This window comes from Streptomyces sp. ADI96-02 (assembly GCF_003846185.1).
GTDB lineage: Bacteria > Actinomycetota > Actinomycetes > Streptomycetales > Streptomycetaceae > Streptomyces.
This window is the reverse complement of the sequence record NZ_ML123034.1, coordinates 3,199,412-3,214,773: the sequence shown is the minus strand read 5'-3', so window position 1 is coordinate 3,214,773 and position 15,362 is coordinate 3,199,412. Positions and strand designations below refer to the sequence as shown.

Annotated in this window: 14 protein-coding genes and 1 pseudogene; 7 read left to right on the top strand and 8 right to left on the bottom strand. The window is 70.9% G+C overall.

What is annotated here, in order from left to right; all coding sequences use genetic code 11:
• Positions 1-50: 50 nt before the first annotated feature.
• The 3 genes from EES43_RS14005 to EES43_RS13995 form a co-directional block, all read right to left on the bottom strand.
• The gene (locus tag EES43_RS14005; protein ID WP_124269042.1) at positions 51-677 is read right to left on the bottom strand and encodes a PadR family transcriptional regulator; all 627 of its coding nucleotides are present in this window, start codon (positions 675-677) and stop codon (positions 51-53) included.
• A 70-nt stretch (positions 678-747) separates the two neighbouring features.
• Positions 748-1,125: a hypothetical protein gene (locus tag EES43_RS31330; protein ID WP_241192416.1), complete on the bottom strand. Its 378-nt coding sequence runs from the start codon at positions 1,123-1,125 to the stop codon at positions 748-750.
• Positions 1,126-1,838: 713 nt separating this feature from the next.
• Entirely contained in the window at positions 1,839-3,527 is a 1,689-nt protein-coding gene (locus tag EES43_RS13995; protein ID WP_124269040.1) for a protein kinase domain-containing protein, read from the bottom strand.
• A gap of 297 nt (positions 3,528-3,824) precedes the next feature.
• On the opposite strand from EES43_RS13995, the gene EES43_RS13990 reads away from it, so the two are divergent.
• Entirely contained in the window at positions 3,825-5,426 is a 1,602-nt protein-coding gene (locus tag EES43_RS13990) for a protein kinase domain-containing protein (protein ID WP_124269039.1), read from the top strand.
• Between the two features lie 61 nt (positions 5,427-5,487).
• Here the strand turns inward: EES43_RS13990 and EES43_RS13985 are convergent, their stop codons facing one another.
• From EES43_RS13985 to EES43_RS13975, 3 genes are all read right to left on the bottom strand, one after another.
• Positions 5,488-6,537: a phosphotransferase gene (locus EES43_RS13985; protein WP_124271973.1), complete on the bottom strand. Its 1,050-nt coding sequence runs from the start codon at positions 6,535-6,537 to the stop codon at positions 5,488-5,490.
• Between the two features lie 60 nt (positions 6,538-6,597).
• On the bottom strand, positions 6,598-7,035 hold the full coding sequence (locus tag EES43_RS13980; protein ID WP_124269038.1) for a pyridoxamine 5'-phosphate oxidase family protein: 438 nt from the start codon (positions 7,033-7,035) through the stop codon (positions 6,598-6,600).
• A gap of 157 nt (positions 7,036-7,192) precedes the next feature.
• A complete protein-coding gene (locus EES43_RS13975) occupies positions 7,193-7,852 on the bottom strand; it encodes a response regulator (protein ID WP_124269037.1) in 660 nt (219 codons plus the stop codon).
• Positions 7,853-8,201: 349 nt separating this feature from the next.
• On the opposite strand from EES43_RS13975, the gene pdhA reads away from it, so the two are divergent.
• Genes pdhA through EES43_RS13960 form a run of 3 tightly spaced genes read left to right on the top strand, consistent with a single transcriptional unit; the run spans position 8,202 to position 11,838 of the window.
• On the top strand, positions 8,202-9,365 hold the full coding sequence (gene pdhA, locus EES43_RS13970; protein ID WP_124269036.1) for a pyruvate dehydrogenase (acetyl-transferring) E1 component subunit alpha: 1,164 nt from the start codon (positions 8,202-8,204) through the stop codon (positions 9,363-9,365).
• 2 nt (positions 9,366-9,367) lie between these two features.
• Positions 9,368-10,348: an alpha-ketoacid dehydrogenase subunit beta gene (locus tag EES43_RS13965; protein ID WP_124269035.1), complete on the top strand. Its 981-nt coding sequence runs from the start codon at positions 9,368-9,370 to the stop codon at positions 10,346-10,348.
• 11 nt (positions 10,349-10,359) lie between these two features.
• Positions 10,360-11,838: a dihydrolipoamide acetyltransferase family protein gene (locus EES43_RS13960; protein ID WP_124269034.1), complete on the top strand. Its 1,479-nt coding sequence runs from the start codon at positions 10,360-10,362 to the stop codon at positions 11,836-11,838.
• A 71-nt stretch (positions 11,839-11,909) separates the two neighbouring features.
• On the opposite strand, the gene EES43_RS13955 is transcribed toward EES43_RS13960, so the two are convergent.
• Complete coding sequence (locus EES43_RS13955; protein WP_124269033.1) at positions 11,910-12,344, bottom strand: ATP-binding protein; 435 nt, start codon at positions 12,342-12,344, stop codon at positions 11,910-11,912.
• A gap of 243 nt (positions 12,345-12,587) precedes the next feature.
• Between EES43_RS13955 and EES43_RS13950 the strand changes: the two genes are divergently transcribed.
• Together EES43_RS13950 and EES43_RS13945 are read left to right on the top strand one after the other, a co-directional pair.
• Positions 12,588-13,466, top strand: a complete 879-nt coding sequence (locus EES43_RS13950) for a helix-turn-helix domain-containing protein (protein ID WP_124269032.1) — start codon at positions 12,588-12,590, stop codon at positions 13,464-13,466.
• Positions 13,467-13,468: 2 nt separating this feature from the next.
• The gene (locus EES43_RS13945; RefSeq protein ID WP_124269031.1) at positions 13,469-13,654 is read left to right on the top strand and encodes a DUF397 domain-containing protein; all 186 of its coding nucleotides are present in this window, start codon (positions 13,469-13,471) and stop codon (positions 13,652-13,654) included.
• Positions 13,655-13,736: 82 nt separating this feature from the next.
• Here the strand turns inward: EES43_RS13945 and EES43_RS13940 are convergent, their stop codons facing one another.
• Positions 13,737-14,627 carry a D-alanyl-D-alanine carboxypeptidase family protein gene (locus EES43_RS13940; protein ID WP_124269030.1) on the bottom strand — a complete coding sequence of 297 codons (891 nt, stop codon included), beginning with the start codon at positions 14,625-14,627 and terminating at the stop codon, positions 13,737-13,739.
• A gap of 378 nt (positions 14,628-15,005) precedes the next feature.
• On the opposite strand from EES43_RS13940, the pseudogene EES43_RS13935 reads away from it, so the two are divergent.
• Positions 15,006-15,149, top strand: a pseudogene (locus EES43_RS13935) (IS5/IS1182 family transposase); the annotation flags it as partial.
• Positions 15,150-15,362: the final 213 nt, after the last annotated feature.

The following is a 15,362-nucleotide window of genomic DNA, read 5'->3' as shown; positions in this document are numbered from 1 at the left end:
GGCGTGGCGGGTGTTGCGCGGATGTACGGGTGGGCGGGCTCGGCCGCCGGTCAGGGGCGGGCGGCCCGGGCGCGGCCGGCCGCCGACCGGGCCGCGCCGCGGGTGGCCGCCGGGCCGGGTCCCGCCACCGGTTCGGTGGCGGCGGCCTTGGCGAGTCGCACCAGCCGGGCCTCGCAGTGGTCGAGCCAGCGGGCCTCGGCCTCCGCCTGGAAGATCATCTGCTCCACCACGAGGAGCCAGGCGACCTCGTCCCGGTTGGACGGCACGTCCGCGAGGGCCTGGGCCTTGAGCCGCGTGTAGTCCTGCATCGCCTGGAGGGTGTGGTGGCGCTGGGCCTGGATGACGTCGCGGATGTCGACGCCCGGGGCGCCGACGGCCATGGCCAGCTTGATGGCCAGCTCGTCGCGGGGTGGGCTGGCGCGGTCCACGGGGGTCTCGAACCAGCTGCGCAGTTCGTCGCGGCCCGCGTCGGTGATCTCGTAGAGGTCGTGCCCGGCCTCGTCCGCTCCGTCCTGGACGACCATGCCGTCGCGTTCCAGGCGGCTGAGCGTCGTGTAGACCTGGCCGACGTTCAGGGGCCAGGTGGAGCCGGTGCGCGACTCGAATTCGGTGCGGAGCCGGGAGCCGTAGCGCGGGCCCTGCTCCAGGAGGGCCAGCAGCCCGTGACGGATCGACATACTGAGTATGTATACCGAGTATGTTAGCTCTGGCAAGTCGTTCGGGCTGGTTTGGGGGGAACTGCGACGCTCAGTGCGTGTGACGCATACGGAACGCGAGGAAAGCGAGCCCCAGGCCGACCAGAGCGATGCCCGCGCCCAGTGAGACCTGCCGCACCTGCCGTACGGCCGAGGCGTCCAACGCCTGTCCCGTGCGGCGCGCCGGATCGTCGAACGCGCTGGACGGCGGTGGCGAAACGGGCAGGTCGACGGAGCTGCGCCCGGGTTCGTCCGAGGGCTCCGGCTCGATCGGCCGCTCGGCGCGGGCCTGTTCCAGAGGCGTCAGGGAGCGCCCCGGGCGGGCCTTGCCGACCCCGGCCTCCCGCCCGGCCAGCGGTGCGGTCGACCCGGTCACCTCGACGGAAGCGGAAGGGGAGGGAGAGGACGACGGATCGTCCGTGGTTCCCACCGGCGCGCCCGCTCCGTCGCCGATGGGCCCGCCGGGACCACTGGCCGAGGAGGCGTTCCCGGCACCGGGGCCGGGTTGCGTGAGGCCGGAACCGGAGGCCGCGGGCGGCGGCGCGGCAGGGAGGGCCGACGGAGAGACGGACGTGCCGCCCGGCGGAAGGGGCCGCCCGGGAGGGGACGACGCGGACGGTCCGGACGCGGCACCGGTCACGGCGGCGGCGGAAGAGGAGGAGCGGGAGAGCCCGGCGGGAACGGCCTCCGCGGCCGGGCCGTCGCCCGGCGAGGCGTGGCCCGATCCGGCCGCCGGCCCCAGTGCCGCACCGGCCGCCACCACCAGACAGGCCACGTACCTCGATGACCACACGGCGGGATGTCCTGGAGCCATGAGATCAGCGTCACACGGGCCTCCGCATCCGGCATCCCGGACGCGCTGTCCGGAACCCGGGCGGGCAGCGGCCGGTCGGCGGCGGACATCCGAGGAGCCAGGACGGACGGAACCGGTCGGGCTCAGCCCTCAGCCGGACGGGCCTCCTGGGGCCTCAACCGCCTGGGCCTCCTCCGGCCTCAGCCGCACGAGCGGCTTCCGGCCTCCCGGACCTCAGCCGCACGAGCGGCTTCCGGCCTCCCGGACCTCAGCCGCTCCGGCCGCTTCCCCGACCTCCTCGGACCTCAGCCGCGCGGGCCTCCCCGGGCCTCCCCGGGCCTCCCCGAACCTCAGCCCGCCCGGCCCGTGGAGACCTTCAGCTCGAAGTCCGCGCCCCGCTCGGGCACGGCCGTCCCGGGGGACGGGAACTGGCTGACGACCTGGTCCTCCGCGTAGGTGTTGCCCGGCTCCTCGACGACCTTGACCGTCCATCCCGCCGCTACCGCGCACGCCTTCGCGGAGAGGACGTCCTTGTAGACGAAGTTCGGCGCCGCGACCTTCTGCGGGTCGTTCGAGTCCTCCATGGCGTCCGTGCACTGGGTGGTCTTCATGGTCCGGTTGCGCTCCGGCGGCCGGTAACCGTCCTCGACGGTCTCGCCGGTCCCCTGCGCACCGCTCCCGCCGCCCGCCGCCCGCGCCTCCTCGTCGTCGTTCTGCAAGGAGAGCACGGTGACCAGGCCGCCGATCGCGAGCAGCGCGACCAGGATCGAGCCGAGCACGACCGGCATGTTCCGCCGGGAGCCGCCGCCCGGCTGCTGCTGGGCGACCGTGTACGGCGGCGGGGTCCCGTGGGCCGGGGGGCCGGAGGTCTGGTGGGCCAGGGGGCCGGGCGACGGGTAGCCCGGGGCCGCCTGCGGGTAGCCGTAGCCCTGCGCCGGGACCTGCGGGACCTGCGGGGCGTACGGGCCCGGCAGATGCGCCTGGACGTGCGGATGCGACGGGTGCGGCTGATGCTGCGGGTGCGGCTGGTACGGCGTCTGGAGGCTCTGCGGTGCGGGGGCGGCCTGGTCCACCGGCGGGAAGACGGCCGATCCGACGCCGGATCCGCTGCTGACCGGCCCGCCGCCGGCCACGATCGCCGGCGCTTCGGCCCGGCCGGCGGAGGCGTTCAGCACGCGCAGGGTCTCGTCCCGCATCGCCGCCGCGCTCGGGAAGCGCTCGTTCGGGTTCTTCTTCAGCGCGCGGGCGACGAGGGCGTCCATCGCCGGTGTGACCGACCGGTTGACGGCGGACGGGGCTCCCGGGTCCTCCTGTACGTGCGCGTAGGCGATGGCGAGCGCCGAATCCGCGTCGAAGGGGATCCTGCCGGTGAGCAGTTGGAAGAGCATGACGCCGACCGAGTAGAGGTCGGACCGCGCGTCGACCCCGCGGCCCAGGGCCTGTTCGGGGGAGAGGTACTGCGGGGTGCCGACGACCATGCCGGTCTGCGTCATCGAGGTGACGCCGGACTGCATGGCCCGCGCGATGCCGAAGTCCATGACCTTCACGACGCCGCGGCCGGTCATCATCACGTTGCCGGGCTTGATGTCCCGGTGGACCAGGCCCCTCTCGTGGCTGGCCTCCAGCGCGGAGAGCACGTCCGCCGTCACCCTGAGCGCCTTGTCGGCGGGCATCGCGCCGTACTGCCGGATGTCGGCGGCGAGCACCGAGCCGAGCGGCTGCCCCTCGACGTACTCCATGACGATGTAGGGCATCAGCGCCCCGCCGAGCTCGTCCTCGCCGGTGTCGAAGACCGAGACGATGTTGGTGTGCTGGAGCTTGGCGACCGCCTGGGCCTCGCGCCGGAACCGCTCGCGGAAGGACTGTTCGCGCCCCAGCTCGGTGTGCAGCGTCTTGATCGCCACCTGCCGGTCCAGCGCGGAGTCGTAGGCCAGGTATACGGACGCCATCCCGCCTTCGCCGAGCAGGCCGCGCAGTTGGTAGCGGCCTCCCGCGAGCGCTTCGCCCGCGTGGCGGCCCCGTGCGCCGTCCTCGCTCATGACTCGCATCCCCCTCGGCGCGCGGTGCACGCGCGGTGTATCCGTATGACGCGCCAAGTCTGCCCGAGGGGTACGACACGTCAAGCCGGGAATCCGTTCCGTGACCCTGCGCACAAGAAGCGTCCCGGAAGCGTTACAGGAAACACAAGGAATGCGGGCGTACGGCACGCGGAGCGGTCGGATGATCTGCACAGTGCGGAACCTGGTGGTCCGGCGGAGGCTGTAGCGTGACGTGGCAATGCAGCAAGGCACCGTGAGAACCCGCGGACGCGCGGACAGATACGACGGCGAGGACTGATGGCACCCGATTCCGAAGCAAACGGCGGCGGAGTTTCGGATGGCACCGACTCCTGGGGCGTCGGCGGCGTCGTCGGTGACGGACGTTACCGGATGACCTACCGGCTCGGCCGGGGCGGTATGGCGGAGGTCTACGCCGCGGAGGACGTCCGGCTCGGCCGTACGGTCGCGGTCAAGCTGCTCCGCTCCGACCTCGCCGAGGACCCGGTCTCCAAGGCCCGCTTCACCCGCGAGGCCCAGTCGGTCGCCGGGCTCAACCACCACGCGATCGTCGCCGTGTACGACTCCGGCGAGGACGTCGTGGGCGGCCAGACCGTCCCGTACATCGTGATGGAGCTGGTCGAGGGGCGCACGATCCGCGATCTGCTCCTGACCGCCGAGGCCCCGCCGCCCGAGCAGGCGCTGATCATCGTCTCCGGGGTGCTGGAGGCGCTGGCCTACTCCCACCAGCACGGCATCGTGCACCGGGACATCAAGCCCGCCAACGTGATCATCACGGATTCCGGCGCCGTCAAGGTGATGGACTTCGGCATCGCCCGCGCGCTGCACGGCGCCCAGTCGACGATGACCCAGACCGGCATGGTCATGGGCACGCCGCAGTACCTCTCCCCCGAGCAGGCCCTCGGCAAGGCGGTCGACCACCGCTCCGACCTGTACGCCACCGGCTGCCTGCTCTACGAACTGCTCGCCCTGCGCCCCCCGTTCACCGGAGAGACCCCGCTCTCGGTGGTCTACCAGCACGTCCAGGACATTCCGCTGCCGCCGTCCCAGGTCTCGGACGTGGTGCCGCCGGAGCTGGACGGCATGGTGATGCGGTCCCTGGCTAAAGACCCGGACGACCGGTTCCAGAGCGCCGAGGAGATGCGCGGCCTCGTCCAGTACAGCCTCCAGATGCTCCAGGTGCAGGGCGGTCACACCGGCACGTGGAACACCGGCCCGGTCGCGCTGCACGAGGGCGGTCAGACGCCTCCGCACGGCATGACCGGCAGCACGCGCGCCATGGGCCACCCGATGCACGGGGACACCTCGCAGGGCCCGATCCTGCCGCCGCTCAACCCGGACGACGGCGGATACGACGGCGGCGGTCAGCGCGGCTCCGGCGGCCGTCGCGGCAAGATGCTGCTCTTCGTGCTGCTGGCGCTGGTCGCGATCGGCGCGGGCGTCGCCTTCGCCCTCAACGCGGCGCAGGGGGACGGCGCGGAGAAGAAGCAGATCACGCCGTCCACCTCCGTCAGTCCGCCCCAGGACAAGCCCTCGGACGAGCCGTCCGAGGACGACGACGATGAGGAGACCGACGACCCGGGCCTGCCCGACGACAGCTCCTCCGGCGGCCAGACGCTGCCCGACCCGCCGGACTGGTCCCCGTCGCCGAGCCCGAGCAGATCCACGATCTCCCCGTCCCCGGACCCGTCCGAGAACACCGACACCGGCGGCTCGGACGGCAACACCAACGAGGGCGGCAGCGGCGATCCGAGCACCGACCCCACCGGCCCGACCACCGACCCGGGCACCCCGGGCGGCAGTGGCGAGGACGACGGCGGCACGGACGACGGCGGCACGGACACCACGACGGGCGCCACGGCGGGCAACACCATCCCGTAAGCCGCCGCGCTCACGGAGTGAGGGCCGCGCACGGGCGTGAGGGCCGCGCACACCGCCGCGCTCACTCCGTGAAGGCCGCGCACACCGCCGCGTACTCACGCGTCCACCACACCGCCAGGGCCGACACCGCAGGGAACTGCGGGTCGGCCCTGCGGTCGTGGAGGCGGTAGCGCCAGTGCAGTATCCAGAGGTCGTTGAGCCGCTCCCACCACACCCGGTGCACCGCCGCGGCCAGCTCCGCGGCCCCCACCCCGGCCGCCCGCCGGTAGGCGCGCGCGTACGCCCGTACCTTCGCCAGGTCCAGTTCGCCGGCCGGCTGGACGAAGAAGATGGCCGCCGCCCGTACGGCCTCCTCGGCGCGCGGCTGCACGCCGAGGCGGTCCCAGTCCACGATCGCGACCGGATCGCCGCCCCGGTAGAGCAGGTTGAGCGGGTGGAAGTCCCCGTGCACCCACCCGGTGGCCGGCCCGGCCGGGGTGGGCGGGCGGCGGTGGGCGTGCTGCTCCAGCAGGGCGCGGCGCTCCACGAGGCGGTGGACGGCGAGCTCGTCGAAGGCGTCGCGCGGGGTGTCCCGGGGGCGCTCACCGCGCGCCACGGCGAGCAGTTCGTCGATGAGCGCGAAGGTGTCGGCCGCGTCCGGACTCCCGTAACCGGGCCGGGACGGCGGCTGCGCGGTGGCCCCGTGCTGCTCGCCGCCACCCCCGCCGCGCGGTGACATCACCTGTTCGAGGCCGGTGTGCACGGCCCCGAGGAGCGTTCCGAGCCGCCGGGACTGGACGCACGTCAGCTGCGCGCCGATCCGGTGGAGCCCGTCGATCCACGGGTGCAGGGCGTAACTGCGGTCGCCGATGACGGTGAGCGTGCCGCCCTCCCGGTCGGTCAGGGGCGGCACGACGGGCACTCCGAGTGACTGGAGGCGCTGGGTGGCGCGGTGCTGGCGCACGATCGTGGCGCGTTCACCGGAGGTGTCGCCGAGGTGCCTCTTGTCCAGGTGGTGCTTGAGGAAGTAGGAGCCGCGGGTGGTGGACACGCGGTATCCGTGGTTCAGCAGGCCCTTGGTGACCGGCTCGCAGGCGAGCGGTTCCCCCACCTCCGGATAGCGGCGCAGCACCTCGCCGACCGGAGGAACTGGGCGGGTTACATATGAGCGCGGCACTTACCAAATGGTAGATCACGCTGCGTGGCGGACAAGCTGACTTGCGTTGAAGCCCAGAGTGTGCTCGGTGACGAAGTGCGGCTCGATCCGGAGGTAGGCCGCCTCGTACGGCTCCCCGTTGACGCTGACCGGCGCCGCGCCGAACCGTTCCCGCTGCTCGGCGCGGGGATGCGCGATCTCGGCCGGTCCGGTGAACTGGACCGACCACAGGCCCCGACCGTCCTCGGCGTGCGCGCCGTTGTAGTTGTCCGCACCGTACGCGACGACGCTCCCGTCGCACGCCTCGTGGTAGCCGAAGCCGCGGTGGATCCGCAGCAGGATGCCGCCGTCGCTCACGATGTGCCGGGCCACCGCCAGGAACGGCAGGGCGCGCATGCTGGTCGCGAGCCGGCCGTACGGGACCCGGCCGAGCAGGTCGATCGGCTCGGCCGTGTGGAGTTCGTCGCAGGACATGGGCTCCACTGTCCCCGGGCGGGCCGGACAGCCGGAAGAGTCCCCTGCCCCGGGTCGGCCGGGACCAAAGTCCCGGGTGAGCGCCGGTCGGGCCGGTTTCGGCGGCCCCGGCGACCGCCTCTCGGCGGCGCTCGGCTTCTCGGCGGCGTTCGGCTTCTCAGCGGCGCTCGGCCTGGAGACGGGCCACGTAGGCCGCCGCCTGGGACCGCCGCTCCATGCCCAGCTTGGACAGCAGGCTGGAGACGTAGTTCTTGATCGTCTTCTCGGCGAGGTGCAGGCGCTCCCCGATGACCCGGTTGGTCAGGCCCTCCCCGATCAGGTCCAGGATCCTGCGCTCCTGCTCGGTGAGGTTGGCGAGCTTGTCGTCGCGCTTGCCGCCGGTCCCGTCGCGCAGCCGCTCCAGGACCCGGGCCGTGGCCACCGGATCCAGCAGCGACTTGCCCGCCGCCACGTCCCGTACGGCGCTCAGCAGCTCGTTGCCGCGGATCGCCTTCAGCGCGTATCCCGAGGCCCCGGCCATGATCGCGTCGAACAGGGCCTCGTCGTCCGCGTACGAGGTGAGCATCAGGCACTTGATGCTCTCGTCCTGAGAGCGGACCTCCCGGCACACCTCCACGCCGCTGCCGTCCGGCAGCCGCACGTCCAGGACCGCCACGTCGGGGCGCGTCGCCGGGATCCTGACCAGCGCGTCGGCCGCCGTACCGGCCTCGCCGACCACCTCGATGTCGTCCTCGACGGACAGCAGCTCGTACACGCCGCGCCGTACGACCTCGTGATCGTCGAGCAGGAATACCGTGATTTTTCCTTCTTCGCGCACAAACGCAGTCTCACACACTCCCTTCCGCTCCGCTCTTCCCTGGCGCTGTTCCGCCGGGATAACGTGCCGTTGTTCCGGCGGCCTGCAAGGCTGTTTCCAGTGCTGTGACCAGCAGAGCTTCGCGATTTTGTCGATTTACTTGGAAATCCAAGCAAAATTGCAGGTCAGATAGGGTTTCGCAGTTATGCGACGCACTGGGTAACGTGCCTATGACAGGGCGTTCGCCGGGGCACCTGTCACGCCTGTACCCCGGCCGAGCGGCACCCACCCCGTGCACGGGTCCGGGCACAGGCGAGCCGCACTGGTTCCCGGCAGACCCCGGGGGCCGGACCGACGGAGGAGCACGCACGTGACCGTGGAAGGCACCGCCGCTGCCGCGCGTAAACCGCGACGCAGCAGCAAGCGGACCAGCGCAGCGAAGACGCCGCAGCGTTCCGAGCCCCAGCTCGTACAGCTGCTGACGCCCGAGGGCGAGCGCGTCGAACACCCGGACTACAGCATCGACCTGAGCGCGGAAGACCTGCGCGGCCTGTACCGCGACATGGTCCTCACCCGCCGCTTCGACGCCGAGGCGACCGCGCTTCAGCGCCAGGGCGAGCTGGGCCTGTGGGCCTCGCTGCTGGGCCAGGAGGCCGCGCAGATCGGCAGCGGCCGGGCCCTGAGGGACGACGACTACGTCTTCCCGACCTACCGCGAGCACGGCGTCGCCTGGTGCCGCGGGGTCGACCCCACCAACCTCCTCGGCATGTTCCGCGGGGTGAACCACGGAGGCTGGGACCCGAACAGCAACAACTTCCACCTGTACACGATCGTCATCGGCTCGCAGACCCTGCACGCCACCGGCTACGCCATGGGCGTCGCCAAGGACGGCGCGGACTCCGCCGTGGTCGCGTACTTCGGGGACGGCGCCTCCTCCCAGGGCGACGTCGCCGAGGCGTTCACCTTCTCGGCGGTCTACAACGCCCCCGTCGTGTTCTTCTGCCAGAACAACCAGTGGGCCATCTCCGAGCCCACCGAGCGCCAGACCCGGGTCCCGCTCTACCAGCGCGCCCAGGGCTACGGCTTCCCCGGCGTCCGGGTCGACGGCAACGACGTCCTGGCCTGCCTGGCGGTCACCCGCTCGGCCCTGGAGCGCGCCCGGCGCGGCGAGGGCCCCACCCTCGTCGAGGCGTTCACCTACCGGATGGGCGCGCACACCACCTCCGACGACCCGACGAAGTACCGGGCCGACGAGGAACGTGCCGCGTGGGAGGCCAAGGACCCGATCCTGCGGCTGCGCACGTACCTGGAGAAGCAGGAGCTCGCCGACGCGGCCTTCTTCACCGCGCTCGACGAGGAGAGCGAGAAGCTGGGCAAGCGGGTGCGCGAGGCGGTGCGGGCGATGCCCGACCCGGACCCGATGGCCCTGTTCGACCACGGCTACGCCGACGGCAACTCCCTCGTCGACGAGGAGCGGGCCCAGTTCGCCGCCTACCAGGCATCGTTCGCAGACTCTGCCGAGGAGGGCAACTAGCCATGGCCGTGGAAAAGATGTCCATCGCGAAGGCGCTCAACGAGTCGCTGCGCCACGCCCTCGACACCGACCCCAAGGTCCTCATCATGGGTGAGGACGTCGGGAAGCTCGGCGGTGTCTTCCGCATCACCGACGGACTCCAGAAGGACTTCGGCGAGGACCGGGTGATCGACACCCCGCTCGCCGAGTCCGGCATCGTCGGCACGGCGATCGGCCTGGCCCTGCGCGGCTACCGCCCGATCGTCGAGATCCAGTTCGACGGCTTCGTCTTCCCCGCGTACGACCAGATCGTCACGCAGCTCGCGAAGATGCACGCCCGCGCGCTAGGCAAGATCAAGCTGCCGGTCGTCGTCCGCATCCCCTACGGCGGCGGCATCGGCGCGGTCGAGCACCACAGCGAGTCCCCCGAGGCGCTCTTCGCGCACGTCGCCGGGCTCAAGGTGGTCTCGCCGTCGAACGCGAGCGACGCCTACTGGATGATGCAGCAGGCCGTGCAGAGCGACGATCCGATCATCTTCTTCGAGCCCAAGCGGCGCTACTGGGACAAGGGCGAGGTCGACACCGAGTCCATCCCCGGCCCGCTGCACCGCGCCGTGACGGCGCGCGAGGGCCGCGACCTGACGCTCGCCGCGTACGGGCCGATGGTCAAGGTCTGCCTGGAGGCCGCCGCCGCGGCCGAGGAGGAGGGCAAGTCCGTCGAGGTCCTGGACCTGCGTTCGATGTCTCCGATCGACTTCGACGCCGTGCAGACCTCGGTCGAGAAGACCGGACGGCTCGTCGTGGTCCACGAGGCGCCCGTCTTCTACGGCTCCGGCGCGGAGATCGCCGCCCGGATCACCGAGCGATGCTTCTACCATCTGGAGGCGCCGGTGCTCAGGGTCGGCGGCTACCACGTGCCCTACCCGCCGGCCCGGCTGGAGGACGAGTATCTGCCCGGCCTGGACCGGGTGCTCGACGCCGTCGACCGCTCGCTGGCGTTCTGAGGAGAGGGTTCGTGACGACGATGACCGAAACGTCTGCTCGCTTCCGTGAGTTCAAGATGCCCGATGTGGGCGAGGGACTGACCGAGGCTGAGATCCTCAAATGGTTCGTCCAGCCCGGCGACACCGTCACCGACGGCCAGGTCGTGTGCGAGGTCGAGACGGCCAAGGCGGCCGTCGAGCTGCCGATCCCGTTCGACGGGGTGGTGCACGAACTGCGCTTCCCCGAGGGCACGACCGTCGACGTCGGCCAGGTGATCATCGCCGTGGACGTGGCCCCGGGCAGCGGTGACGCCCCGGAACCGGCCGCCGCGCAGGTGCCCGCCCCGGCCAAGGAGCCCGCCGCCGAGCCTGCCGCCGAGTCGGCCGCCGAAGCGCCGAAGGGCCGCCAGCCGGTGCTGGTGGGCTACGGCGTGGCCGAGACCTCCACGAAGCGCCGCCCGCGCAAGGCGGTGGCTACGCCGCCCGAGACCGCCGCCGTCGCGGCGGCGGTGCAGGCCGAGCTGAACGGGCACAGCGTGCCCGCCCCGGCGGCTCCGGCCGCCCCTGCTGCTGCCCCGGCCGCTCCGGTGGCTCCGGCGGGCGGTCGGCCGCTGGCCAAGCCGCCGGTCCGCAAGCTCGCCAAGGACCTGGGCATCGACCTGGCGACGGTCACGCCGACCGGCAAGGACGGCGTCATCACCCGCGAGGACGTCCACGCGGCGGCGGCTCCGGTGGCGGCCGAGGCCGTCTCCGCTCCCGTACCGGCGGCCGTCGCGGAACCCGCCGAGGCCGTGGTGCCGGCCGGCTCCGCCCGCGAGACCCGCATCCCGGTCAAGGGCGTCCGCAAGGCCATCGCGCAGGCGATGGTCGGCAGCGCCTTCACCGCGCCGCACGTCACCGAGTTCGTCACGGTCGACGTGACGCGCACGATGAAGCTGGTGGCGGAGCTGAAGGAGGACAAGGAGATGGCGGGGGTGCGGGTCAACCCGCTCCTGATCATCGCCAAGGCCCTCCTCGTCGCGATCAAGCGGAACCCCGACGTCAACGCCGCCTGGGACGAGGCGAACCAGGAGATCGTGCGGAAGCACTACGTCAACCTGGGCATCGCCGCCGCCACCCCGCGCGGTCTGATCGTGCCGAACATCAAGGACGCGCACGACAAGACCCTGCCCGAGCTGGCCACCGCCCTGGGCGAGCTGGTCACCACCGCCCGCGACGGCAAGACCTCGCCGGCCGCGATGGCGGGCGGCACGGTGACGATCACCAACGTCGGCGTCTTCGGCGTGGACACCGGCACCCCGATCCTCAACCCCGGCGAGTCCGCCATCCTCGCGGTGGGCACGATCAAGCTCCAGCCGTGGGTCCACAAGGGCAAGGTGAAGCCGCGTCAGGTCACCACGCTGGCGTTGTCGTTCGACCACCGCCTGGTCGACGGCGAGCTGGGCTCGAAGGTGCTGGCGGACGTCGCCGCCATCCTGGAGCAGCCGAAGCGGCTGATCACCTGGGCGTAACGCGCTCCGCTGCACACGCTTCGGGTGGGCCCGTACGTTTCCGCGTACGGGCCCACCGGCATGTCCGGCCCTCACCGTACGGCGAGTTCGGCCCACACGGTCTTGCCGACGGTACGCGGCTCGACGCCCCAGTCGTCGGCGAGCCGCGCGACGATCTGGAGCCCGCGCCCGTAGCAGTCCTCGGCGTCGGGCTCGCGCAGGCAGGGCAGCCGCTCGCCCCGGGGATCGCTCACCGCGATACGGAGCGCGCTCACGGTGAGGGTGAGGTGGACCCGGAAGAGCCGCCCCCGGATCGCCCCGTGCAGCAACGCGTTGGTCGCCAACTCACTGACCACCAGCGCGGCGTCACCGGCGAGCCCGGCGTGCCCCCACTGGAGGACGAGCCGGGCGGCGCGGTGCCGGCTGAGGACGACGCTGTGCGCGGTGGGCGTGTAGTCGACCCGGTCCTCACGCAGGACACGGCCGGGGCCGTGGGCGGGTACGGGGGTCTCCTGGGCTGCGGTCATGGACGCGTGCCTCCGGTGTGAGGTGGGCGGTGGCGATGCCGCTGCTGCGGTGGGCCGGACTCGGGGGGCCGGTTCCGGCGCAGGGCGGGGCGGTGCACTTCCGCCGTTTCGGTTCCGCTGTGCGAGCGGTGGAGTACCGAACGTATTGGCCCTTCAAGAAGAGGCGCAAGTGAAACGGAGACAATTGTCCCCAATGAGTGACGGCGGTCGACGGCTCGCCCCGGGAGACGGGAGACTGGGGCCGTGAATCCAGCGACACCGCAGGGGAACCGGTCGTCAACTGTTCTGGGGCGCAGGCTCGGTAGCGAGCTGTTGCGCCTGCGGGACGCGTCCGGGAAGACCCAGCAGCAGGCCGCCCAGGTCATCAGCGCGACCAACTCGAAGATCGTGAAGATGGAGCGGGGATGGGTTCCCATGAGGGACCCGGACATCCGAACCCTCTGCGAGTTCTACGGTCTGGAGGACCCGAAGTCCGTGGGGCGGCTGTTGGAAGTTGCCCGGGTGGACCGGGAGAGACGTAAGGCGAAGGGCTGGTGGAACCAGTACCCGGAGCTGCGTTCGCTGGTCGAATACGTCGCGCTCGAAGACATCGCAACAGGCGTCAGGACCTGGCAGGGGGCATTCGTGCCTGGGCTGCTCCAGACTCCGGACTACGCCAGGGCGCTCGCAGTCGGGAACGCGGACTGGGATGACCCGGACGAGATCGAGCGCTTCGTCGAAGCGAAAATCGCACGGCAGGCGCGGCTGACGGACAGCACTCCGCTCGCGCTGTGGGCGATTGTTGCTGAGGGTTCCTTGCGCCAACTGGTCGGTGGCCGTGATGTGATGCGGGCTCAACTGACCCGCTTGGCGGAGGCGGCTGCTGAGCCAAATGTCACAGTGCAGGTTGTCCCCTTCCTCGCGGGATCGCATCCGGGCATGACCAGCGCTTTCAGCATTGTCTCGTTCGCTGAACCCGGTGCGATGGACGTGGTCTACATGGACACGACGTCGTCTACTCTGTGGCTGGAGAGTGAGACGGATGCCGCCCGCCATAACGTCACATTCGGCCGTATCGCCAGAAGCGGACTCGCTCCCCGCGATTCCATCGCTCTCATAGGGCGTATTCGCAAGGAGTTGTAGTCGTGCCCCACTTCGAGTTCGTCAAGTCCAGCTACAGCAGCGGAAACGGCGAGTGCGTCGAAGTGGCCCGCAACATCCCCCGCACCGTAGCCGTCCGCGACTCCAAGCGCCTCCGAGGCCCCATCGTCACCGTCGCGCCCGCCGCCTGGGTCGCCTTCACGGCCGATCTGCGCCGCCGGCAGCCGTAGGGGCCGAGGGCCGTAGGAACGACGAAGGGGCCGGGCCCGCACACACCGTGCGGGCCCGGCCCCTTGCTCGTACGCGCGCGGGCTACTTCTTGAAGCCGTAGTCCATGAGCTTCTTCGCGTCGGCGGTGCGGTTCGCCTCGGAGGACGAGGTGAGCACCGTGCCGATGACGGTCTTGCCGCCCCGGGTAGCGGCGAAGACCAGGCAGTACTTGGCGGTCGGACCGGAACCGGTCTTCACGCCGATGGCGCCGCTGTAGCTGCTGAGCAACTTGTTGGTGTTGCTCCACGACATGTAGCGGTAGCCGCCGCTCTTGGTCGTCACCTTCTGCTTCGTCGACTTCGTCTTGACGATCGAGCGGAAGGTGGCGTTCTTCATCGCGCTGCTGGCGATCTTCGTCAGGTCGCGCGGCGTGGAGTAGTTGTTGCCACCTCCTATGCCGTCGAAGGAGTCGAAGCGGGTGTTCTTCAGCTTGAGGCTCTTGGCCGTGGAGTTCATCTTGCCGATGAACGACTTCACGCGCGCCGAACGCGTCGAGCCGGAGCCGAACTTGTCGGCCAGGGCGTACGCGGCGTCGCAGCCGGACGGGAGCATCAGGCCGTAGAGGAGCTGGCCCACGGTGACCTTGTCGCCGACGATGAGCCGGGCGGACGAGGCGTTCTTGGAGACGATGTAGTCGCTGTACGCCTTCTGGATCGTGACCTTGGACTTCAGGTTCACGTTCTTCTGCGACAGCACCACCAGGGCCGTCATGATCTTGGTGGTGGAGCCGGTGGCGCGGCGGGTGTCCGCCGACTTGGTGAAGAGGGTCTTGCCGGTGCCGTTGTTCATCACGAAGCCGCCCTTGGCGACGATCTTCGGAGTCGGCGGTGCGGCGGCGTGCGCCGTGGAGGCGAAGGCGCTCCCGGCGAGCACCGCACCCGCGGTGAGGGCCACGGTGGCCGTGGCGGTGACGCGTTTGATGCCGAAATTCACGTGAACGCTCCAAATGCCACTGATGTGCGGCCACATATGGGTGCCGCTCGGAGACTGAGACTCCTGGGGCAGGTGAATGGATGCGTTGCGGCGGGGTGAATTTGCGTTCACTTGACCTTGATCGCCCGGGATCGAGTGACGGTGACTGGGCTCGGGCTTAGGAGGGAGGTGGGACACGAGCAGTGCCATGGCCTCTCCCGGTGGCGGCCTGAGGGTGGCTGGTGTTGTCGCATGGGTTGTTGGACAACGCCGGCCTTGAGGCCGCGGTCGAAGAAGCGATTGTCGATGCTTACGACTACGACGAGCGAGTGACCGACCCGTTCACATGCTTGAGGGCATCACGGCCTGAACGCGCAGGGCGTCACCGATCCCGGCGACCGCGCCCCGGCCGCCGCGCGAGCACCCGTCGAACGCGGGAGCGCCCGCTTGAAGTCCTGACGGATCTTCCGCAGATCCCGATGCGGCCCCAACCGCATGACGTCTGTCGCCAAGGCCGTCCTCACACTGGAGCCGCAAGGCTGAAGACGCTCACTGAAGATACAAAGGTCTTTCCATAGGCTTGCTGCGATGTGCACGGGTTCTCCTGGTTCTAGTAGCTCTCTAGCACTTATGGAGTCTGTGATGCCTTTCAGCCGTTTTTCTCCTGGTCGTCGCGTTGTGTCGTCGTGTGTGGCGGTGGCGGTGGGGGTGTCGTTGCCGTGGGTGGCGGGGGTGGGCTTCGCGTCTGCGGCCCCG